Raw genomic sequence first — 21,787 nt, forward strand, 5'->3', positions numbered from 1 at the left:
CAAATGGGTTTATTTGAATTCAAATTGCCGGATATCGGTGAGGGTATTCATGAAGGTGAAATCGTAAAGTGGTTCGTAAAAGCGGGCGACACTGTCAAGGAAGACGACGTTCTTCTTGAAGTACAAAACGATAAAGCAGTCGTTGAAATCCCATCACCAGTTGATGGTACTGTTAAAGAAGTTAAAGTTGACGAAGGTGTCGTAGCTGTCGTTGGCGACGTCCTCATCACTTTCGAAGTCGAAGGCGAAGGTTCTGCTCCTTCTGAAGAAGCAGAGCAACCAAAAGCTGAAGACAACGCGAAAGACGTTCAAGATACGGATCAAAAAGTGGAAGACAAACCAAACGAGGTTCAAATCCATAAATCAGAACGCGTCATCGCGATGCCATCTGTCCGTAAATATGCACGTGAAAAAGGTGTCGACATCCGTGAAGTCCAAGGTTCTGGAGACAACGGTCGTGTCGTCAAAGAAGACATCGATGCATTCGCAAACGGTGGTCAAACTTCTGAAGCACCAGCAACAGAAGAAAAAGCACCAGCTGCAGCTGCTTCTGCACCAAAAACAGAAGTTAAGCCATACGTTGCTGCTCAACCTGAACTTGAAACACGCGAGAAAATCAAAGGAATCCGTAAAGCGATTTCGAAAGCAATGGTTAACTCGAAACATACAGCTCCACACGTAACACTCATGGACGAAGTCGATGTTACGAACCTCGTAGCACTCCGTAAAAACTTCAAAGAAGTTGCGGCTGCTCAAGGTACGAAATTGACTTACCTTCCGTTCGTCGTAAAAGCATTGACTGCTGCTGCTAAAAAATACCCAGCAATCAACGCATCAATCGACGATGTAAACGAAGAAATCGTCTACAAAAACTACTTCAACATCGGTATCGCTGCAGATACAGACAACGGTCTTGTCGTACCAGTCGTTAAAGATGCAGATCGTAAATCGATCTTCTCACTCGCTGACGACATCAACGACCTTGCTGGTAAAGCACGCGAAGGTAAACTTTCTGGCGAAGAGATGAAAGGCGGATCAATCACGATCACTAACATCGGTTCTGCTGGCGGTCAGTGGTTCACACCAGTCATCAACCACCCAGAAGTTGCAATCCTCGGTATCGGCCGTATCGCTGAAAAAGCAGTCGTTAAAAACGGCGAAATCGTTGCTGCACCAGTTCTTGCACTTTCATTCAGCTTCGACCACCGTCTCATCGATGGTGCAACTGCACAAAACGCGCTTAACTTAGTTAAACGCCTATTGAACGACCCACAACTTCTCATCATGGAGGGATAAGCAATGGTAGTAGGTGAATTCGCACAAGAAACAGATTTACTCGTAATAGGGGCTGGCCCTGGTGGTTACGTTGCTGCAATCCGCGGCGCGCAACTCGGTATGAAAGTAACAATCGTTGAACGTGAAAACGTCGGTGGTGTTTGCTTAAACGTTGGATGTATCCCATCAAAAGCCTTGATCACTGCAGGTCATAACTTCCAGCATGCTAAAGGTTCAAGCGATATGGGGATCACTTCTGAGAATGCAACTGTCGATTTCTCGAAAGTTCAATCTTGGAAACAATCTGTCGTCAACAAATTGACTGGCGGCGTTAGTGGTCTTCTTAAAGGGAACAAAGTCGAGACTGTCGTTGGGGAAGCTTACTTCCAATCAGAAGATACAGTCCGTATCATCAACGAAGATTCTTCGACTCCTTACAAATTCAAGAAATGTATCATCGCGACAGGTTCGACTCCAATCGAACTTCCAGCTTTCAAATGGTCAAAACGCGTTCTTTCTTCAACAGGCGCATTGAACCTTCCTGAAATCCCGAAAAAACTCATCGTCATCGGTGGTGGATATATCGGGATGGAGCTTGGTACAGCGTATGCGAACTTCGATACAGAAGTCGTCATTCTTGAAGGAACAAAAGACATCCTTTCTGGTTTCGAGCCTGCTATGACGCAAGTCGTTAAGAAAAAGCTCAAACAAAAAGGTAACATCACAATCCACAACGAAGCACTTGCTCAAAGTGTGGAAGAGTCGGAAGATGGCGTTAAAGTAACATTCGAAGTCAACGGTGAAGCACAAACAGTTGAAGCGGACTACGTCCTCGTCACTGTCGGTCGCCGTCCGAACACTGGTGATCTTGGTCTTGAAATGGCAGAAGTCAAAGTCAGCGACCGTGGTCTTGTCGAAATCGACGATCAGTGCCGTACTTCAAACGAAAACATCTACGCAATCGGTGATATCGTTCCAGGACCACCACTTGCACACAAAGCTTCATTCGAAGCTAAAATTGCTGCTGAAGCAGCTGCAGGACACCCTGCATACCTCGACTACAGCGCGATTCCAGCGGTCGTCTTCACAGACCCAGAACTCGCTACTGTCGGTTACACGGAAGCACAAGCGAAAGAAGAAGGACTCGACTACATCGCGTCTAAATTCCCTTACGCTGCGAATGGTCGTGCACTTGCACTCAACGAGCCAGACGGCTTCTTGAAAATGATCACTCGTAAATCAGATGGTCTCTTGATCGGCGCGCAAATCGCTGGTACAGGCGCATCTGATATGATCGCTGAAATGGGACTCGCAATCGAGTCTGGTATGACAGCTGAAGATATCGCACTCACAATCCACGCGCACCCATCACTCGGTGAAATCGCAATGGAAACTGCTGAAGTTGCAATCGGTAGCCCAATCCACATCATTAAATAATTTCGAAACACCTCATACACGGGGAGCCGACCGTGTATGAGGTGTTTTTTTGTTTGGTCTTGATACAAAAAAGGAAAAGAAAAAGTAAAAATCGGAGAGGGTGGACGCACATGGAATCCGTGACTACCTTAGAGGAGCTGTATTACGTATCGGAAATGGATAAGGTTCGTTTTGTCGGCTGGACGACTGCACTCGCCCGCTATGATTTTGCTGTCGTCTGTACGGGACAATTCTTCGGGAAAGTACTTGTCGTCAGTTTAACCGGTGGTCAGTCAGCGTTACTCGATCAACAGGATGTGTTGAATGGAGATGTCTTAATTCGTACATTTGCGATTGAACGAGAGGATGTCGAAGTAATCGGTGAAGCACTCGCAGCATTCATTCCTTGTTCACCAAACGATGAGTACGCAGAATGAAATGACAAAAAAAGCAGTAATCCTCATTAACTAAGGATTACTGCTTTATCTTGTCTTCACCGAATCGCATTCGATTGTTGAATGACTTTGATCGTCTCAAGCGAATGATCTTCAAGACCTTGAACCGGAAGACCGGCTTCGATGTTTTCTTTAATATAGGCAAGGTTGTCTGCCGTGATCATTTCGCCTGGGATGAAGATAGGAATACCAGGTGGATATACCATCATGAATTCAGCCGAAATCCGCCCGACCGCATCGACCAACGGAATCGTCTCTGTCTCTTCATAGAATGCATCACGAGGACTGAGAGCGAGCGCTGGGATGTCTGGAAGAACAATCGAATGATCAGTCGTCTCGGCGGCATTATTTTGATAACGTGCGACAAGTAATGACATCGCATGTAAAAAGGCATCAATCGTCTCTTCTGAGTCGCCAGACGTGATGATGACGAGAATGTTGTTCAAATCAGAAAGTTCAACTTCGATCCGATGTTCTTCACGTAAGAACTCTTCGACGAGGTGACCAGAAATGCCAAGCCCTTTGACGGAAACAAGCACTTTCGTTGGATCAAAGGCGAACGTCGCACTCGAATGAAGATCGGATTCACCGAAAACAGCGAGATAAGGAAGCTTCGCTAATCCAAAGCGCATCCGTGTCGCAAGTTCAAGTGCCCGACGATTCATCGCTTCACCGTTGATCGCAAGATGACGCCGAGCGCAGTCAAGAGAAGCGAGCAACAGGTAAGATGTCGATGTCGTCGTCAACATCGAGAGCACTGCTTGAACTTTATCTGGAGAGACAAGTCCGCGACGAACGTTCAGGACAGAGCTTCCTGTAAGTGAGCCACCGAGTTTATGCACGCTGGTTGCGGCAAGATCAGCTCCTGCTTGCATCGCTGACAGCGGCATATCTTCGTGGAAGGCGATATGGACGCCGTGTGCTTCGTCGACGAGTACCGGAATACCTTTACTATGGGAAAGCTTGACGATGCTTTCTAAGTCACCAGCAACGCCAAAATAGGTCGGGTTGATGACGAGAACGGCTTTTGTATCGGGATGAAGTGCAAGGGCACGTTCTACCGCGCTTGGTGTGATGCCGTGCGCGATTCCGAATGTCTCATCGAATTCAGGGTGAATGAAAATCGGATGCGCACCAGAAAGAACGATAGCTGACATCACCGATTTATGCACGTTCCGAGGAACGAGAATTTTATCATCAGGTCCGACGACACTCATGATCATCGCCATGATGGCCGTTGAAGTTCCTTGTACGGAAAAGAACGTTTCGTCGGCGTGGAAGGCTTGAGCTGCCAATTGATGAGCTTCCTTAATGATTGCCTTTGGATGATGGAGATCATCAAGGGGAGCGATATTGATTAAATCGATATCGAGCGCATTCTGACCGATGAACGATCGAAAGGCTGGATCCATTCCCTGACCATTTTTATGACCGGGAATATGAAATTGAATTGGTTGACGTTTCGCATGCGCGAGTAGCGCATCGAATAAAGGTGTATCGAGCTGTGTTAAGCTTTTTGTTTGCACCAGATTTCCCCCCTTAAAACCGAATAAAAATACAATCAAACAAGCTAACTATAACAAGTTTTCGGACGGTTGCAACTGTTTTATGCTTCTTTTCCGTGTAAAATAGAAAAGTGCAGAAAGGAAGTGGGAATGATGGCATTGAATTATCCGCTCAATTCCGATTGGTCGACTGAAGAAATCGTGAAAGTCATCGACTTCTTTAATTTAGTCGAGCAAGCGTATGAGACAGGTGTTGAACGACAACGGTTGCTCGAAGCGTATCGTGAATTCAAGCAAATCGTCACCTCGAAATCCGAGGAAAAACAGTGGGATCAGTTTTATATGGAAGAGACCGGTTGCTCGAGTTATCGGACGATGCAACAAGCGAAACGTCAGGAAGAACCGATTGTTCGTATGAAGAAATAATTGGATCATGAAGATAAGACTCCTATGCGATCGCGTAGGAGTCTTATCTTTTAATCCGACTGGAAATGTGCGGGAAATGATCAACATTTGTTTAAAGTGGAAAGGAAGCGGCTATATACTACATACAAGACGTTGGCCTTACAAATATGTGAAACTGTATTTTTTAAAATTAGATGCTTTACATCTAAGTTGAATCGTACTATTATAGATTCAATCCACTAATAAGTCGCAATTGTCTGACAAATTAAACCTCTGTTTATCCCGCGAAGGAGTGTGGTTACTGTGAAACAAGTGATAGAAGCATACAAGAGAAAAGATGCAGAAAAACGCATTCCTGTATTGCGTCTCGAAATCGATTATGAGCTTGCTACATTACACGATGCGATGGTGGCAAGTGACGCAGAAGCTGTTGGCGCAAGTAAAGAGCGCCTCGAAAAATATCGTCAAGAGATGGTACGTCTTGAAGCTTGATTTCAACGTTCCAATCTCTACCTTATAATAAAATATCAACTCTTCAACCAGCGAACTGTTCGCTGGTTTTCTTTTTTTGTTACTATAGAAGAAGCTGGAAACAACGATGAAGGAGTGAACTCAAATGCAGATTGAGTTGGATGCGATAGATTTGATCAAACGAGCGGGAAAGTACATTCGCGAAAAAATTGATGGTTCGTATCACGTCGAACAAAAAACCGGAAAAAGCGATTTAGTGACAGAGATTGATCAAGCCGTCGAGGATTTATTGATTCAAGGTATTTTAGATCGCTATCCGAATCATCATATTTATGGGGAAGAAGGGCGAATCGCTCGACCCGATACACTCGAAGGCACGATCTGGTTCGTTGATCCGATTGATGGAACGATGAACTTTATCCGTCAAAAACGAATGTTTGCCATCTCGATTGCGATCATGATAGATGGTGAGTTACGTTATGGATTCGTCTACGATGTCATGGCGGACGAGTTGTTCCATGTCATCAAAGGGCATGGTGCTTATCAAAACGGCATACGATTACCACAAATCGAGGAGCGGAGTGTTAAAGAAGCAATCATCTGTATGAACGCGACCTGGGTGACACCAAATCGTCGAATCAATACGGATCGTCTTGCGCCACTCGTACGACACGCGGTAGGTGTACGAGCAATCGGTGCAGCATCACTCGAACTCGCATGGACAGCTGCAGGGCGTGTTGACGGGTATATCACAATGCGTAATATGCCTTGGGATTACGCAGCCGGTCAGTTGTTGATTGAAGAGGTCGGTGGGCGTGTCGGAACGATCACAGGTGAATCGATGTCATTTCTCGAACAAACGAGTGTGCTAGCAGGGAGCCAGACGTTCGTTGAAGATGTGTTGACATTCGTACAAACACAAGAGGATTGAAAAAAGGTTTCTTTCGTCTTGAACGAAAGGAACCTTTTTGCTCATGCTTGTTTTCGTAAACGTGCTTTTAAGACGAACCCAGCACCCATCGTAACAATCATCAAGATGACAGAGGCGATCGTCATCGGGACGTTTTGTTCCGCGATGAAGATGCCGATGGCTGCCATGGATCCTACGGCAAGCATGGCGAGTAATAAAAATAGCAGGCGCATGTTCTTTTCCCCCTCTATCCGTGAGTACGTTAACAGTGTAGCGTGAATAAAGGATAATGAAAAGGCTTTCGGACTGATGTCGAATCTTAGTCATTGCCAATTAGGACTCTACCTGTGCTATACTCTTAAAGTTGACCGAAAGTATGATAAGATTTATTTAAATGAATAGAAAGAGGTACACACCTATGACAACATTAGTACGAAATGATTTACGCAACGTTGCGATCATCGCCCACGTTGACCATGGTAAAACAACATTAGTCGATGAGCTTTTAAAACAGTCTGGTACGTTCCGTACGAACGAACAAGTCGAAGAACGCGCAATGGACTCAAATGACATCGAGCGGGAACGTGGAATCACGATTCTTGCGAAAAACACTGCAATTGATTACAAGAACACACGCATCAACATCGTTGATACGCCAGGACACGCCGATTTCGGTGGAGAAGTTGAGCGGATCATGCGTATGGTTGATGGCGTTATCCTCGTTGTCGATGCACGTGAAGGCTGTATGCCACAAACACGTTTCGTTTTGAAAAAAGCACTCGAGCAAGGACTTCAACCAATCGTCGTCGTCAACAAAATTGACAAACCGATGGTCCGTCCTCTTGAAGTCGTCGACGAAGTCGTGGATCTCTTGATCGACCTCGGAGCTGACGAAGATCAACTCGAATTCCCAGTCGTTTATGCATCGGCAGTCAACGGCTCAAGTTCGTTTGAACCTGAATTAGAGAAACAAGAAGATACAATCACAAACGTTCTTGATTTAATTCTTGAGCACACACCAGCACCTGTCGATAACACAATGGAGCCACTTCAGTTCCAAGTGACGATGCTTGACTATGATAACTACCTCGGACGGATCGGTGTCGGTCGTGTCTTCCGTGGAGAAATCAAAGTTGGCGATAGCGTTTCGCTTTCAAAACTTGATGGTTCAACGAAGAACTTCCGTGTTACGAAGTTGTTCGGTTACTTCGGTCTAAAACGTGTCGAAATCGAAACAGCAAAAGCTGGAGATTTGATCGCGATCGCTGGTATGGAAGATATCAACGTCGGTGAGACGGTTTGCCCAACTTCACACGTTGATCCACTCCCATTATTACGTATCGATGAGCCAACGCTTCAAATGACATTCATCGTCAACAACTCGCCATTCGCTGGTCGTGAAGGGGATCTCGTTACTTCACGTAAAATCGAAGAGCGTCTTGAAAAAGAACTCGAAACAGACGTTTCACTTCGCATCGAAAACACAGATTCACCGGACCGCTGGATCGTTTCTGGTCGTGGGGAACTTCACCTCGGGATCTTGATCGAAAACATGCGCCGTGAAGGATACGAAATTCAAGTATCGAAACCGCAAGTAATCATCAAAGAAGAAGAAGGCGTCAAAGTCGAGCCATTCGAACGCGTCGTCATCGATACACCAGAAGAGTACACAGGTTCTGTCATGGAATCGATCGGTCTCCGCAAAGGTGAATTGACGAACATGCAAACAATGGACAACGGTCAAACAAAAATGGAATTCATCGTTCCTTCACGTGGTTTGATCGGTTACCGTAACGAATTCCTTTCTGCTACACGCGGATACGGAATCATGAACCACACATTCGAAGAATACCGTCCGTTCATCCAAGCGGATATCGGTGGACGTCGTAGTGGTGTTATGGTCTCAATCGAAACAGGTAAAGCAACTGCTTACGCGATCTCAGCTCTTGAAGACCGCGGAACGATCTTCATCGAGCCTGGTATTGAAGTATACGAAGGTATGATCATCGGCGAATGTAACCGTGATGTCGATCTCGCTGTCAACGTCGTTAAAGCAAAACAATTAACGAACATGCGTGCATCTGCAAAAGACTCAACGAACGTTCTTAAACGTCCACGTGTCTTCTCACTTGAAGAGTCGTTGACATTCTTGAACGAAGATGAGTACTGTGAAATCACACCACAATCGGTTCGTCTCCGTAAACAAGTCTTGAACAAGAACGAACGTGAAAAGCAAGAAAAACGTCGTCGTCTAGGTAAAGATTAAGTCTTGAACGAATAGGGGGACTGGCAATGAATGCACAAGCTGCCGTTGCTTCTGATTTCTCGAAATACGATATTCCGTTCATCGCGAAACTTCTCGGTATCGGAAGTGATCCGAATAATATCGAAGCGGGATTTTATCCTTTAATGATCACCGTCGTCATCTTGACGCTTGTCGTCTTTAAGTTAGGATTTGCTAAGGAACTAGCATGGTGGAAATCACTGATCGTCTATCTCTTGCTCGCCGTCTTCTCGGCAGCATTGACGCTTGTCTTCTGGACATGGCCGATTCCTGAAGTACTCCTTGCGATGGTCTTCGTACTTGGTATTTATCGCTTCCGGATGTGGATGGTCAAGCGTGAACGTGAACGGACAGCTTCTTGACGGAAGCGTGTCATGAATCAAAAGAACGAATCTCTTCGGAGGTTCGTTCTTTTTTTGAGCCAATTCAGATGCATGATTTAAAGCGTAGCGGGAACTAGAATACTAAAAGGGGGAGAAAACATTGAAGATCAAGTATGTCATATCACCCCTCCTGTTAGCGGGTATTCTGATGGGTTGTACACAAACGTCAGAAGAATCGTCAACAGAGGAAACGAATCAGACGACACAAGAAAACAATCAACAGGATTCAGGTGATCAAGAAGCGACGCAATCATCTCAAGCACAAGAAGGTGTCGTATTTAAAGAACTAAACGCTCCGTGGAATATTGTCCGAAAAGGAGAGGTATTTTACATCACGGAACGAGAAGGAACGATTGTCAAAGGAGAAAAAGATGATTATGAACGGATGCGCCTTCAGCTGAAAGAGGATGTCCTCGCTGAAGGAGAAGGTGGATTGCTTGGGATGGTACTTGATCCTGATTTTAAGGACAATCAGACAGCATACGTCTACCATACGTACGCCAAACAAGGACAAGCGACGAATCGCGTCATTGCGATAAAAGAAGAGGGTGATCAGTGGACGGAAGAACGTGTCTTACTCGATGATATTCCCGGAGCGACGATTCATAACGGGGGACGACTGGAGTGGGGACCTGAGGGCGCACTCTACATCACAGCAGGAGACGCAGCAAATCCCGAACTAGCGCAAGACATTGATTCATTGGCAGGAAAGATTTTACGCATCACATCTGAAGGGAAACCGTTCGAGGGGAATCAAAAAGGATATGTCTACAGTCTCGGTCATCGGAATCCACAAGGACTTGTTTTCGTCGATGATCAACTGTATGCAAGTGAACATGGGCAAAGTGGGCATGATGAAATCAACCGAATCGAGCAAAAGAATTATGGATGGCCGACGATTGAAGGGAAAGAACAAGCAGATGGACTGGTGACGCCGTGGTACGAAGTAGGAGAACAATCTGTAGCACCAAGTGGAGTTGCAACGGCAGAGAATACACTTTATTTTGCAACACTTGTCGGACAACGATTACAAACCATCGATCTAGAGACGAAGCAAGTCAAGACAATCGTCGAAAATCAAGGTCGGATTCGAGATGTCTGGATTGACGAGACATCGATTTACTATATTACAAATAATACGGACGGAAGAGGGAATCCATCGGCAGATGATGATCGACTCGTTCGTATCAATCGATGAACAATAAAAGGTCTGTCAGGGAATTTCCCCGCAGACCTTTTGTTTACCAGTGTTTTCGTTTCGTTTCCCAAGTCGGGTATAGATGGAATTGCCCAGAAGCGTGGCGTTCAAGTGTCCGTTCTTCTACGCGTGATCGACATTCATCACAAATGTGGACACGAACAGGTTTATTGCGTAATCGCTTCGCCGTGAAGGACCAATCATCAATCGTTTCACGCTTATCGCAAATCGTACATTTCACTCGCATGCCAGGTCCTCCCTTTTTTTCTTAGTATATCATATTAGAAGATTATTCAGATGTAAAAAAGGGAAACGAGAAGTATATCTCGAAATATCATCACTAAGTCGTAGAGGGGGTGATGTCATGGCAAATAAAGTTGAACAACAGCTCAACTCAGATCAACTAGAAGCACTATCGCAATTACCACTTGTTTTTTTGATTACGCATGATCAATCCAAACATTGGCCCATCACACACGCAATCAGTTGGGTACATGCGACGGATTCGCAAACGGTTCGTTTTACAATCGAAGCAGATTCTCATCTCGTTAAAACATTACGAGAACATCCGGTCTTCACATTGATCTTTTTTGCAGATCAATCGACGTACAGCTTAACGTGTACGGACGTCAAGGCGTTTACGCCGCAAGAAGACCTTCCGTTGCCACTCGCTTTTTATGAGGGACGCGTTGAGGAGGTACGTGACATCTTGTTTTACGGAGCAGCGGTCACACAACGACCAACTATCGAAAAAACATACGATGAACAGGCAGCTGAACGGTTGGATCAACTCGTTCATCGCATCCTAAAAGCGTAACATTCATCACAAACTCGACTCTAAAGGGGCGAACGATGGAATGAAAAAAATATACGTACTTGATACTAATGTCATGCTTCACGATCCACTTTCTCTTTTCCAATTCCAGGAGCACGACGTCGTCATACCAGCGATCGTATTAGAAGAACTAGATGGAAAAAAACGCAACATGGATGAGGTTGGACGTAATGCACGAGAAACAGCTCGCATTTTAGACCAATTACGAGAAACGGGTCAGCTTCATGCGGGAGTGCCACTCGGAAATGGCGGTATTCTTCGCGTCGATATTGGGGACTCCATTCATGAAGGTTCGCCGTTTACGCATGAATCGAACGATAATAAGATCATTGAACTGGCGTGGTCGATTCATCAGGAACAACAAACCGAAGCGACCCCACGAGATGTCATTCTCGTCTCAAAAGATATCTTAGTCCGCGTCAAAGCGGATGCGTATGGATTAGTCGCTGAAGATTATATGACAGATCATATCGCTGATTTGACCGGTCTTTATACAGGATTCATCGAAGTGACCGTCGATCAGGAATATATTGATGCCTTCTATCAGGACAAACGGCTTTCGGTGGATGTCTTGCCAGAAAAAGTGCAACCGAATGAGTTCGTCATCTTAAAAAGTAACATGTCGAAAGCTTCAGCCATCGCCGTCGTTGATCAGAACCTGCCAATCATTCGGGCACTTTCGATCGATGTCGATCAAGTCTGGGGCGTCATTCCACGAAACGTCCAACAACGGATGGCATTTGAGTTATTATTACGTGACGATGTACCACTTGTGACACTCGTTGGTAAGGCAGGTACCGGAAAAACATTACTTGCACTCGCTGCGGGTCTCCTGCAAGTGGAAGACGAGCATAAATATAAAAAACTGGTCGTTGCTCGTCCGGTCGTACCGATGGGAAACGATATCGGCTACTTGCCGGGTGAAATGGAAGAGAAGCTTCGTCCGTGGATGCAACCCATCTACGATAACCTTGAACACCTTTTCAATACGGGATCGGGAGACGAACTAGGTAACATTCTCGCCGGAATGAAGACGATTCAACTGGAAGCTTTAACGTATATCCGGGGACGCAGTATGCCGGGACAATTCATCATCATCGATGAAGCGCAGAATTTGACGAAACATGAAGTCAAGACGATTTTGACACGTGTCGGTGAAAACTCGAAAATCGTGTTAGTCGGGGATCCACAACAGATTGATCATCCGTATCTAGATGAGTATTCCAATGGTTTATCCTACGCCGTAGAACGACTTAAAAATGAGAAGATGACGGGACACGTCAAACTCGTCAAAGGGGAGCGCTCGAACTTGGCGCGCCTCGCAGCCGATTTACTATGAAAAAACGTGGTGCGTCTATTCAGGCGCACCACGTTTTCCTTATATGACGGTAACCGTATGAACGGATTTGACGATCCGTTGTCCGTGTAACAGATGAACGGGTCCATCTGCTAATACTTTGCCGTCTTGTGAGAACTGCAGATACACTTCGTCGAGTTGCTCAAGTGGAAGTTCAACCGTTTCTTCGCCTTCAAAACGAATGGCAATCGCATCTGGTAAAAGTTCGGCATTCCGGATGAACGGTGCAAGCGCCATGGCGAATGACCCTTGAAGCGCGGCTTCTTTTTCAGCACGTGTCATCGGACGATTGTGATCCGTACGACTGCCTTCCATGATGCCTTTATCCCACGCAGCCCCCATTTTCGCGTAGTACGCTTCTTGTTCACTTGTGTCGGCTGGTTGACCGATTTTCTCGATTTCCACCTTTCGTTCATCAAAGATCCAGACTGTCGGATCAATCGTCAACTGATGCCGTACTTTACCGTTAATCGGAAAAATCATTTGTTCTACCCCCTAAATGTGTAAGTCCAACAAATCCATTATACCGAAACGTTGAATTGTTGGCGAAAGTAAGGTAAAGTTTAGCTATAACAGGAACGCGTCATTTGATGAGGAGGGATTGGATTGTCAACTGAAATCGAGACAGTTCATCGCCAGCGCGCTCTTGAGCTACTAGAAGCGGATGCACAAAAAATCCGCCGGTTGATCGAGGTCCAGCTTGCGAATTTAACGATGCCACAATGTCCTCTTTACGAGGAAGTATTGGATACACAAATGTTCGGATTATCCCGTCAGATTGATTTTGCGGTACGTCTTGAACTGATTGATGCGGGTGAGGGGAAACAATTACTCGAATCACTTGAACAGCAATTATCTGATTTACATGATGCGGAGACGTGCTGATTTTCTACTCAAACGTGAAATGCGGCGTTTGGGTATTTTTTTTTAGAAAATGAAAAAAGGACGTGTACATATGTTAGCGAAGTTTAAAGAAAAACGAGCATTTTTTGACTATGGTCTCTTCTTTACGATGCTCATCCTCATGGCGATCAGTACGGTCATGGTCTATAGTGCGAGCGTGTGGAACGGTGGGGATTATGCGAATACGTCCTTCTTTGAGAAGCAGTTGATGTTTGATGCGATGGCGATCGCCTTGTTCCTTTTCGTTTCGCAAGTAAATCATGAGGTGTTCCGTGGACCGGTTATTCGCTTACTCTTGTACGCGATTACATGGTTGATGTTGATGGCAACGTTGTTTTCGGCTCCACTCAATGGTGCTCGTGCATGGCTGAACTTCGGTATCTTCTTGATTCAACCGATTGAGCTCTGTAAATTCGTCCTCGTCGTCGGACTTGCGAGTTATTTTGATCAAAAGCACAAAGGGAAGATGGACGGCGTGATTGGGATCGTCCACCACTTCATCCATCGTCAAATCAAAGCGACGTCTCCAGGCCGAAGAATTTTACTTAGTTTCTCGGACTGGATTTTGATTCCGATGGTTGTGTTACTGGCACCATACGCAATCATCATTCGCATGCAACCGGATGACGGCGGATTGTTCATTCTGTTGCTCATCACGGCGATGATTTTATTCGCAGTTGGATTACCGAGTGGTTACATCATGTTATGTGTCGTCACCGTACCAATCATCTTCATGTATGCCTGGAACAACTTTTCGGATAATCAGATGCAACGGATTCAGGCAAGTTTGAATCCCTTCCTTGACGCAGAAGGTAAGGGATATCAGCTCATCAACTCCGTCATATCGATTGCACACGGGGGATTATTCGGAGTAGGTCTCGGGAATAGCTTTCAGAAGTATGGTTATTTGCCTGAACCTGAAACTGACTACATCATGTCGATCATCTCGGAGGAACTTGGATTCGTCGGTGTCCTCGTCGTGCTTGGTCTACTGTTCTACTTGATGATTCAAGGGGCGATTATCGCTAACCGGTGTGTTTCTATTTATTCGAGTATGCTTGCGCTTGGGATTTCAGGTATTATCTTCATTCAGACATGTATCAATATCGCGGCGATGTCTGGTCTCTTTCCAGGAACCGGCGTCACCTTGCCATTCATCAGTTACGGTGGGTCATCGTTACTCGTCATGAGTACGATGCTTGGTGTAATGGCGAACATTTCCATGCAAAACAAATATCGAGTGGCTTATCAGAAAGAAGTGCGGACTGCACGTTCGATGAGTGCCACAAGCTCATTAACTAAAGGGGGAGCATCAGTTGACTAAAATCCAGAAGATTCTCGTAGCAAACCGCGGGGAGATCGCGATTCGCGTTTTCCGTGCAGCGACAGAACTCGGTATTCGTACCGTTGCCATTTATTCGCGAGAGGATATGGGTTCTCTTCATCGCTATAAAGCCGATGAAGCGTACCGGATCGGAGAAGGGAAAAAACCGATTGAAGCCTATCTCGATATTGAAGATATCATTGCAACAGCGAAAAAAGCCGAATGTGATGCAATCCATCCTGGTTATGGATTCCTCTCTGAGAATATTGAGCTAGCCAAACGTTGTCGTGAAGAAGGAATCATCTTCATCGGACCGCAAGAAGAGCATCTGTATAAGTTCGGGGATAAAGTACGGGCACGAACGACAGCGATTGAGGCCGGTCTTCCTGTCATTCCAGGAACGGATGGTCCGATCTCATCCATTGATGAAGCATATGCGTTCGCAAAAGAAGCAGGCTATCCACTCATGGTCAAAGCATCGCTTGGCGGTGGTGGACGCGGTATGCGTGTCGTCCGGACAGAAGAAGAGCTCCCAGACATGATCGAACGTGCGAAATCTGAAGCCTTAAAAGCGTTTGGTTCGGATGAGATTTACGTCGAAAAATTAATTGAACGACCAAAACATATCGAAGTTCAAATCATCGGTGACGCCCATGGGAACATCATTCATTTGTTTGAACGTGATTGTTCCGTACAGCGTCGTCACCAAAAAGTCGTCGAAGTGGCGCCGTGTGTGACGCTATCAGACGAAGGTCGACAAAAGATTTGTGACGCAGCCGTCACTTTGATGAAACATGTCGGATACGAAAATGCGGGTACGGTCGAATTTCTCGTGACACAAGATGAATCGTTCTACTTCATCGAGGTCAACCCACGTGTCCAAGTCGAGCACACGATTACGGAGATGATCACAGGCGTTGATATCGTCCAGACACAAATCCGTGTTGCTGAAGGCGAATCGTTACATAGCGACCTCGTTGGTATTCCGCAACAAGAAGACATTAAGATGCTTGGTTTTGCGATCCAAAGCCGAATCACGTCAGAAGATCCGGAAAACGGCTTCTTGCCGGATACAGGGAAAATTAAAGCCTATCGTTCACCAGGTGGTTTTGGTGTACGTCTCGATGGTGGAAATGCTTATGTTGGAGCGGAAATCTCACCATATTATGACTCGCTGCTTGTTAAAATCTCGACGCATGGTTTGACATACGACCAAGCCGTCGCGAAGATGCGTCGAAATTTAAGTGAATTCCGAATCCGAGGGATCAAGACAAATATTCCATTCTTGAGTAACGTCTTGAAGCACCATGCGTTCGTTAGCGGGGATTACAACACATCATTCATTGATGATACACAAGAATTATTCATCTTCCCGAAACGTCAAGACCGGGGAACGAAACTTTTGACGTACATCGGAGAGGTTTCCGTCAATGGATTCCCGGGAATCGGAAAATTGGACAAGCCGCTTGCACGTGACGTCCGGATTCCGAAAAATCTCCCGACAGACTATACACCAGGTGCAAAAGCGATTCTCGATGCGGAAGGTCCAGAAGCCGTCGCAAAATGGTTGGCAGCTCAGGAAAACGTTTTGTTGACAGATACGACATTCCGTGACGCCCATCAGTCGCTCCTTGCGACGCGGATGCGGACGAAGGATCTCGTTGCGATTGCAGAGGCGGAAGCAAAACTGTTACCTGAACTGTTCTCTGTCGAAGCATGGGGAGGCGCGACATTTGATGTTGCCTATCGATTCTTGTCGGAGGATCCATGGGTTCGTCTGATGAAATTGCGTGAAAAGATGCCAAATGTCCTCATTCAAATGTTGCTTCGTGGTGCGAACGGCGTCGGTTACAAAAACTATCCGGACAACGTCATCCATACGTTCGTTAAGGAAGCGGCGCAGGCAGGAGTAGACGTCTTCCGAATCTTCGATAGCTTGAACAACCCCGAGTCGATCCAACTTGCGATCGATGCGGTCTTGCCGACAGGTAAAATCGCGGAAGCAGCTGTCTGTTACACAGGGGATCTATTCGATGCGAATCGACCGAAATATCACCTGCCGTATTACGTCAATCTGGCGAAACAACTGGAAGAAAGCGGCGCTCATATCATTGCCATCAAGGATATGGCGGGTCTCTTGAAACCGGAAGCAGCCTATGCGCTCGTATCAGCACTTAAAGATGCGGTATCGCTACCGATCCATCTCCACACACACGATGCGAGTGGGAACGGGATTTATACGTATGCGCGTGCGATCGATGCAGGTGTCGACGTCGTAGACGTCGCCGCATCAAGCATGTCGGGACTGACGAGTCAGCCAGCGGGTGGTAGCTTGATTCATGCCTTAAGTGGTCATCCACGTCAACCGCTCGTATCAGCACAGAAGTTTGAACAGATTTCGGATTATTGGCAGGACGTGCGTCATCTGTATCAAGCATTCGAACTCGATATGATCGCACCGAATCCAACGGTCTACGACCATGAGATGCCGGGTGGACAGTATTCGAACTTACAGCAACAAGCAAAAGCAGTTGGACTTGCGGATCGTTGGTCTGAAGTCAAAGAAATGTATGCGCGTGTCAATATGCTGTTTGGCGATATCGTCAAAGTCACACCATCGTCAAAAGTCGTCGGAGACATGGCACTCTTCATGGTTCAACATCATCTGACGGAAGAAGATGTCTTGCACCGTGCAAGTGGACTTGATTTCCCGGATTCAGTCGTCGAACTGATGAAAGGGGAGCTCGGAACACCACCGGATGGTTTCCCGAAAGACGTTCAACAGGCTATTCTCAAGGGAGCTGCCCCACTGACAGAACGTCCTGGTAAGATGATGGAACCACTCAATTTTGATGCGATCAAACATGAGTTGTTCGAAAAACTTGAACGTCCCGTTACAGAATTTGATGCACTCGCTTACGCGCTCTATCCAAAAGTCTTCATGGACTACAGTTCGTATGTCGCGCGATATGGCGATATCTCTGTTCTTGATACGAATACGTTCTTCCATGGAATGCGTCTAGGGGAGACGATCGAGGTTGAAATCGAACGAGGCAAGACACTCTACCTCAAGTTGATTCAAATCGGTCAGCCAGACGATCATGGTATGCGGACGATCTATTATGAAATGAACGGTGTTCCTCGTGAAGTCGAAGTCAAAGACATCAGTATTAAGGAAAGTTCATCAAGTCGTCCAAAAGCAGATCGAAGCAATGCGAAACAAATCGGTGCTTCAATGCCGGGTAGCGTGCTGAAGGTACTCGTCGAGACGGGTACACGTGTCCGTAAAGGAGAGCAACTCCTCGTCACGGAAGCAATGAAGATGGAAACGACAATCCAAGCACCGGAAGACGGTGAAATCAAAGCCGTCCACGTCAAGGAAGGCGAAGCCATCGCGAGTCAAGACTTATTGATTGAATTCGTATAAGGTCACAACGAAAAACAGGCGCACGCTCGGCGGGCTGCCTGTTTTTCATTCAATACGTAGTGGGAGAGGATACGATTGAACATTATTTGTTGGGTACGAAGTGATTTTCGATTACAAGATAACCACATGTTGGCACGTGCTGTTGAATTACTAAATGAAAATCCGAAGGCGACGGTCGAGTTCGTCTTTTGGCTCAATCCGGATTACATCGGAGAATATGAAGCACGGCAACAATATTTCTTCCAAGCGCTCGAAATATTTTCTGATGCCTGCAAAGAGAAAGAGATGCCAATCCGTTTCATCGAAGGCGATGAACAGGCTTTCTTAGACGCAACTGGTGATGCGGACGTTTTATTATTTAATGCGGAATATGTCGAACCATTCAAGACGCGAGATGAAAAAATCATTAAAAAGCGTAAAGATCGTCAGACGGAGCGACTACTAGACCGGCATCTTCTTCACCCGCATGACATTAAAAAGCAAGATGGAAAGTTCTATAAAGTATTCACGCCATATAAGAATGCATTCATGAAAAAAGACATTCCTGCACCATATGAAGTCAAGTGGCAAACGCTGCGGGATCATTATCAAAAGCGTCAGCACGATAATAGTTTCATCAACGCTTATTTTAAAAAGGCAGAGTCGGAAGCCGTCTTCCATCCTGGTGAAAAGCAGGCGAAACAACGCTTGAAGAAATTCGTCGAACAATCGCTTGAAGATTATGAAGAGAACCGTGATCTTCCTGCTGTCGACGGTACGAGTTTACTTTCTCGCTATTTACGGACTGGAGAAATCGGCATTCGGACCGTCTATGCAGCTGTTCAGGAGGCAAAAGAATCAAAAGGGAAACAGACCTTCATCACCGAACTCATCTGGCGTGAATTCTATTACATGATTTTAATGCATTTCCCGGAATCAAAACGACAAGCCGTCAATACGCAATATCGGGAAATCGAATGGGAGAAAGATGAAGAGGGCTTCAAGGCGTGGTGTGAAGGCAAGACGGGCTATCCGATCGTTGATGCAGCGATGCGGCAATTGAATCAAACAGGGTGGATGCATAATCGTCTACGGATGATCGTCGCTTCTTTCCTGACAAAAGACTTGTTGGTCGATTGGCAGAAAGGCGAACAATATTTCCAGCAGAAACTCGTTGATTATGAAGCGGCATCAAACATCGGGGGTTGGCAATGGGCAGCATCAGTCGGAACGGATGCCGTCCCGTACTTCCGCGTCTTCAATCCGACGACTCAATCGAAGAAGTTCGATAAGGATGGAGCGTTCATTCGAAAGTATGTCACGGAAATCAAGGATTTATCAAAGCAGTATATTCATGAACCGACTGCTGAGCAACGCAAGGATTATGGCTATCCAGAACCAATCGTCGCACATGACGAAGCGCGAAAGCGTGCGATTGCTCGATTCAAATAACGAAAAAAGGATGTCCCTCAAGCGAGGGACATCCTTTTTTATGACCTTATTGAAGACGACTATTTGCCTTACGCGTTCGGAATGCATGGTACGTCAAGTAAGATAAGACACCGAAGTAACATGTGATCAAGAAGGCGTGGAGTAACGGCACATACGTAGCATGTCCACCAAGAACGATCCAAGCCCCAGTGGCGACTTGGCACGAGATGAAGAACGTCGCGAATGCCATACCAATCGTTGTCGTCCGATGCTTTAAGCGAATCGCAACGACATGGACGAATAAGGTAAACAGGAACAATAATCCTGCCATGATCCGGTGAATCATCTGCACCCACGCTTCGAACGTCATGGACGGTTGAGAACAGACAGGCCAACCAACGCAAGCATATGTAGCGCCGACGTGGCGTACGTAAGCACCCGTATAAACGACGATCAGCGTATAGATGAGTAGACCATACAAGAGCTTCCGTAAGAATGCTGGGACAGATTCCCTGAATTCCTGACCCGGACGCTCCATGATCAACAGTGTCAAAATCAATAGCGAAGCAAAGGAGATCAAAGAGATCCCGAAATGTAACGCCATGACGAGGTCTGATTGTTGCCAAACGACTGCTCCAGCACCGACGATTGATTGAATCAACATGAAGATGAAAGCAAGAAACGCAAAGATCTTCGTATCTAATCGATCCTTGAAGGCAACGAGCGTCCAGAGACATAAGGCAATGATTAAGAGTCCAACGACTCCAGTCACAGCGCGGTGACTATATTCAATCATCGTTTCAACACTTGGGTTCGTCGGAATGAGTTCCCCGTGACAGAGTGGCCAATCCGTTCCGCAACCATCTCCCGAATCCGTTTTTGTGACTGTCCCACCCATCAGTAAGACGATCATCATCGTAAACGTGACGAAGGCTGAAAACATCGAAAGTTTTCGATTCAAGATTTGGACACCACCTTTCTAAAAAAATACGAAATACATGGATTTCCATAGGTCTAGTATCGCATAAAAAGTACTGAAAGGGTTGCAATCTTTTAGAACAACGCTATTCTAGTATTAGGTAAATATGGTGAACTGTGATGAAAATCACATAGATTTCACATTTTGTTCATTATGTCGAAAGTATTTTCATACGTCACGGTCCTCGATATGTGGTATCTTTTATAGAGAAAAGGGCGTTTCGTGGCATGTCTGTGTTATTTCTGTGAAGAAATTACGTGAAGCTTAGGTGCTAAACGGAAGCAGACGGTGAAAAGGAGGGAACAGCATGGCGAAAGTTACTGGAGAGGCACTGGATATGGCGATCGAGCAAGCAGATCAGCCGACATTCAAGGACTATATTACCCTAGCAAAAATGGGGATTGTTCGTGCCAATCTAATTACGGTCTTCGCGGGGTATGTCGTAGCAGCATCGTACATAACGGATGATGTCCTGTTGTACTTGTGGCAAACCAAGTGGATGTTACTGTGGACGCTTCTCGGGAGTGGATTGGTCATTGCCGGAAGTTGCTACCTCAATAACTACATTGACCGGGACATCGATTACAAGATGGAACGGACGATGGGAAGACCAAGCGTTACTGGGAAGATGGATGGACAGCGGATACTCGCACTAGGACTCGGTATTCTTGCGACCGGTACGGTATTGTTGTTGATCGTCAACCATGTGGCGGCAGTGTTCGGATTGATCGGATCATTCGTTTACGTCGTGATTTATACGATGTGGTTAAAGCGGACGCACACGATCAATACAGTCGTAGGTGGTATATCAGGAGCTGTGCCACCAATCATTGGATTTGCGGCAGTCACTCCGACGCTTCACATTGATGCGTGGATTTTATTCCTCATCATGTTCGTGTGGCAACCACCACATTTCCTTGCACTCGCGATGCGACGGACAGAGGAGTATCGGGCAGCAGGTATCCCGATGTTACCTGTCGTAAACGGATTCGCGATCACGAAACGACAAATTGTATGGTGGATTGCAGTACTCATTCCATCATCACTCCTCTTAGCACACTATGGCATCATCTACATGATCGTCATGGCATTGCTCGGTGGATATTGGCTCTATATGGGACTGAAAGGTCTGAAGATCCAAGATGAACAAGCCGAAATCAAATGGGCGTCGAAGATGTTCTTCTTCTCACTGTTTTATTTCACGGCTTGGATCGTGACGGTCGTACTCGTTTCTCTCTAAAACGATTTGA

The 21,787-nt window shown here is 46.0% G+C and carries 21 protein-coding genes; 16 read left to right on the top strand and 5 right to left on the bottom strand.

The window, feature by feature from the left end:
* Window positions 1-3: 3 nt before the first annotated feature.
* The 3 genes from NOM72_RS03905 (at window position 4) to NOM72_RS03915 (ending at window position 3,128) form a co-directional block, all read left to right on the top strand.
* Window positions 4-1,296, top strand: a complete 1,293-nt coding sequence (locus tag NOM72_RS03905) for a dihydrolipoamide acetyltransferase family protein (RefSeq protein ID WP_023468850.1) — start codon at window positions 4-6, stop codon at window positions 1,294-1,296.
* 3 nt (window positions 1,297-1,299) lie between these two features.
* Window positions 1,300-2,712, top strand: a complete 1,413-nt coding sequence (gene lpdA / locus NOM72_RS03910; RefSeq protein ID WP_029342176.1) for a dihydrolipoyl dehydrogenase — start codon at window positions 1,300-1,302, stop codon at window positions 2,710-2,712.
* 110 nt (window positions 2,713-2,822) lie between these two features.
* On the top strand, window positions 2,823-3,128 hold the full coding sequence (locus tag NOM72_RS03915; RefSeq protein ID WP_023468848.1) for an SAV0927 family protein: 306 nt from the start codon (window positions 2,823-2,825) through the stop codon (window positions 3,126-3,128).
* Between the two features lie 56 nt (window positions 3,129-3,184).
* Here the strand turns inward: NOM72_RS03915 and NOM72_RS03920 are convergent, their stop codons facing one another.
* Window positions 3,185-4,672, bottom strand: coding sequence for an aminotransferase class I/II-fold pyridoxal phosphate-dependent enzyme (locus NOM72_RS03920; RefSeq protein ID WP_058713751.1), 1,488 nt, complete (start codon window positions 4,670-4,672; stop codon window positions 3,185-3,187).
* Window positions 4,673-4,804: 132 nt separating this feature from the next.
* Here NOM72_RS03920 and NOM72_RS03925 point away from each other — a divergent pair, with 132 nt between their 5' ends.
* The 3 genes from NOM72_RS03925 (at window position 4,805) to NOM72_RS03935 (ending at window position 6,458) form a co-directional block, all read left to right on the top strand.
* Window positions 4,805-5,077, top strand: coding sequence for a UPF0223 family protein (locus NOM72_RS03925; protein WP_023468846.1), 273 nt, complete (start codon window positions 4,805-4,807; stop codon window positions 5,075-5,077).
* A gap of 282 nt (window positions 5,078-5,359) precedes the next feature.
* The gene (locus NOM72_RS03930; RefSeq protein WP_023468845.1) at window positions 5,360-5,548 is read left to right on the top strand and encodes a hypothetical protein; all 189 of its coding nucleotides are present in this window, start codon (window positions 5,360-5,362) and stop codon (window positions 5,546-5,548) included.
* A gap of 124 nt (window positions 5,549-5,672) precedes the next feature.
* Window positions 5,673-6,458, top strand: a complete 786-nt coding sequence (locus NOM72_RS03935; RefSeq protein ID WP_023468844.1) for an inositol monophosphatase family protein — start codon at window positions 5,673-5,675, stop codon at window positions 6,456-6,458.
* A 41-nt stretch (window positions 6,459-6,499) separates the two neighbouring features.
* Here the strand turns inward: NOM72_RS03935 and NOM72_RS03940 are convergent, their stop codons facing one another.
* Complete coding sequence (locus NOM72_RS03940; RefSeq protein ID WP_158581850.1) at window positions 6,500-6,670, bottom strand: DUF5325 family protein; 171 nt, start codon at window positions 6,668-6,670, stop codon at window positions 6,500-6,502.
* Window positions 6,671-6,855: 185 nt separating this feature from the next.
* On the opposite strand from NOM72_RS03940, the gene typA reads away from it, so the two are divergent.
* The 3 genes from typA (at window position 6,856) to NOM72_RS03955 (ending at window position 10,302) form a co-directional block, all read left to right on the top strand.
* Window positions 6,856-8,703 carry a translational GTPase TypA gene (typA, locus tag NOM72_RS03945; protein ID WP_023468842.1) on the top strand — a complete coding sequence of 616 codons (1,848 nt, stop codon included), beginning with the start codon at window positions 6,856-6,858 and terminating at the stop codon, window positions 8,701-8,703.
* A gap of 26 nt (window positions 8,704-8,729) precedes the next feature.
* Entirely contained in the window at window positions 8,730-9,083 is a 354-nt protein-coding gene (locus NOM72_RS03950) for a YlaH-like family protein (RefSeq protein WP_023468841.1), read from the top strand.
* A gap of 121 nt (window positions 9,084-9,204) precedes the next feature.
* Complete coding sequence (locus NOM72_RS03955; RefSeq protein ID WP_255997860.1) at window positions 9,205-10,302, top strand: PQQ-dependent sugar dehydrogenase; 1,098 nt, start codon at window positions 9,205-9,207, stop codon at window positions 10,300-10,302.
* Window positions 10,303-10,345: 43 nt separating this feature from the next.
* On the opposite strand, the gene NOM72_RS03960 is transcribed toward NOM72_RS03955, so the two are convergent.
* Window positions 10,346-10,549 (bottom strand): YlaI family protein, encoded by a 204-nt coding sequence (locus NOM72_RS03960; protein WP_029342171.1) that lies wholly within the window; start codon window positions 10,547-10,549, stop codon window positions 10,346-10,348.
* Window positions 10,550-10,666: 117 nt separating this feature from the next.
* Here NOM72_RS03960 and NOM72_RS03965 point away from each other — a divergent pair, with 117 nt between their 5' ends.
* Together NOM72_RS03965 and NOM72_RS03970 are read left to right on the top strand one after the other, a co-directional pair.
* Window positions 10,667-11,119, top strand: coding sequence for a PNPOx family protein (locus NOM72_RS03965; protein ID WP_023468838.1), 453 nt, complete (start codon window positions 10,667-10,669; stop codon window positions 11,117-11,119).
* Between the two features lie 40 nt (window positions 11,120-11,159).
* The gene (locus NOM72_RS03970; RefSeq protein ID WP_023468837.1) at window positions 11,160-12,476 is read left to right on the top strand and encodes a PhoH family protein; all 1,317 of its coding nucleotides are present in this window, start codon (window positions 11,160-11,162) and stop codon (window positions 12,474-12,476) included.
* Window positions 12,477-12,515: 39 nt separating this feature from the next.
* Here the strand turns inward: NOM72_RS03970 and NOM72_RS03975 are convergent, their stop codons facing one another.
* The gene (locus NOM72_RS03975; RefSeq protein WP_023468836.1) at window positions 12,516-12,977 is read right to left on the bottom strand and encodes a hypothetical protein; all 462 of its coding nucleotides are present in this window, start codon (window positions 12,975-12,977) and stop codon (window positions 12,516-12,518) included.
* 123 nt (window positions 12,978-13,100) lie between these two features.
* Between NOM72_RS03975 and NOM72_RS03980 the strand changes: the two genes are divergently transcribed.
* From NOM72_RS03980 to NOM72_RS03995, 4 genes are all read left to right on the top strand, one after another.
* Entirely contained in the window at window positions 13,101-13,379 is a 279-nt protein-coding gene (locus NOM72_RS03980) for an Fpa/YlaN family protein (protein WP_023468835.1), read from the top strand.
* A 70-nt stretch (window positions 13,380-13,449) separates the two neighbouring features.
* Window positions 13,450-14,721, top strand: a complete 1,272-nt coding sequence (locus tag NOM72_RS03985; RefSeq protein ID WP_035396702.1) for an FtsW/RodA/SpoVE family cell cycle protein — start codon at window positions 13,450-13,452, stop codon at window positions 14,719-14,721.
* Window positions 14,714-18,148 carry a pyruvate carboxylase gene (locus NOM72_RS03990; protein WP_223040601.1) on the top strand — a complete coding sequence of 1,145 codons (3,435 nt, stop codon included), beginning with the start codon at window positions 14,714-14,716 and terminating at the stop codon, window positions 18,146-18,148. Before NOM72_RS03985 ends, NOM72_RS03990 begins: the two co-directional genes overlap by 8 nt.
* 75 nt (window positions 18,149-18,223) lie before the next feature.
* Window positions 18,224-19,579 (top strand): cryptochrome/photolyase family protein, encoded by a 1,356-nt coding sequence (locus NOM72_RS03995; RefSeq protein ID WP_255997864.1) that lies wholly within the window; start codon window positions 18,224-18,226, stop codon window positions 19,577-19,579.
* A gap of 46 nt (window positions 19,580-19,625) precedes the next feature.
* Here NOM72_RS03995 and NOM72_RS04000 read toward each other — a convergent pair whose 3' ends face one another.
* Window positions 19,626-20,519: a COX15/CtaA family protein gene (locus tag NOM72_RS04000; RefSeq protein ID WP_023468831.1), complete on the bottom strand. Its 894-nt coding sequence runs from the start codon at window positions 20,517-20,519 to the stop codon at window positions 19,626-19,628.
* Between the two features lie 325 nt (window positions 20,520-20,844).
* On the opposite strand from NOM72_RS04000, the gene cyoE reads away from it, so the two are divergent.
* On the top strand, window positions 20,845-21,777 hold the full coding sequence (gene cyoE, locus NOM72_RS04005) for a heme o synthase (RefSeq protein WP_023468830.1): 933 nt from the start codon (window positions 20,845-20,847) through the stop codon (window positions 21,775-21,777).
* Window positions 21,778-21,787 lie beyond the last annotated feature (10 nt).

The sequence above is a fragment of the Exiguobacterium sp. LL15 genome, assembly GCF_024436095.1.
GTDB classification, from domain to species: domain Bacteria; phylum Bacillota; class Bacilli; order Exiguobacteriales; family Exiguobacteriaceae; genus Exiguobacterium_A; species Exiguobacterium_A indicum.

Coding starts and splice junctions, on each gene's coding strand:
- lpdA (WP_029342176.1), top strand. CDS start 1,300: ATGGTAGTAGGTGAATTCGCACAAGAAACAGATTTACTCGTAATAGGG.
- NOM72_RS03985 (WP_035396702.1), top strand. CDS start 13,450: ATGTTAGCGAAGTTTAAAGAAAAACGAGCATTTTTTGACTATGGTCTC.
- NOM72_RS03960 (WP_029342171.1), bottom strand. CDS start 10,549: ATGCGAGTGAAATGTACGATTTGCGATAAGCGTGAAACGATTGATGAT.
- NOM72_RS03915 (WP_023468848.1), top strand. CDS start 2,823: ATGGAATCCGTGACTACCTTAGAGGAGCTGTATTACGTATCGGAAATG.
- NOM72_RS03950 (WP_023468841.1), top strand. CDS start 8,730: ATGAATGCACAAGCTGCCGTTGCTTCTGATTTCTCGAAATACGATATT.
- NOM72_RS03925 (WP_023468846.1), top strand. CDS start 4,805: ATGGCATTGAATTATCCGCTCAATTCCGATTGGTCGACTGAAGAAATC.
- NOM72_RS03905 (WP_023468850.1), top strand. CDS start 4: ATGGGTTTATTTGAATTCAAATTGCCGGATATCGGTGAGGGTATTCAT.
- NOM72_RS03940 (WP_158581850.1), bottom strand. CDS start 6,670: ATGCGCCTGCTATTTTTATTACTCGCCATGCTTGCCGTAGGATCCATG.
- cyoE (WP_023468830.1), top strand. CDS start 20,845: ATGGCGAAAGTTACTGGAGAGGCACTGGATATGGCGATCGAGCAAGCA.
- NOM72_RS03935 (WP_023468844.1), top strand. CDS start 5,673: ATGCAGATTGAGTTGGATGCGATAGATTTGATCAAACGAGCGGGAAAG.
- NOM72_RS03965 (WP_023468838.1), top strand. CDS start 10,667: ATGGCAAATAAAGTTGAACAACAGCTCAACTCAGATCAACTAGAAGCA.
- NOM72_RS03970 (WP_023468837.1), top strand. CDS start 11,160: ATGAAAAAAATATACGTACTTGATACTAATGTCATGCTTCACGATCCA.
- NOM72_RS03975 (WP_023468836.1), bottom strand. CDS start 12,977: ATGATTTTTCCGATTAACGGTAAAGTACGGCATCAGTTGACGATTGAT.
- typA (WP_023468842.1), top strand. CDS start 6,856: ATGACAACATTAGTACGAAATGATTTACGCAACGTTGCGATCATCGCC.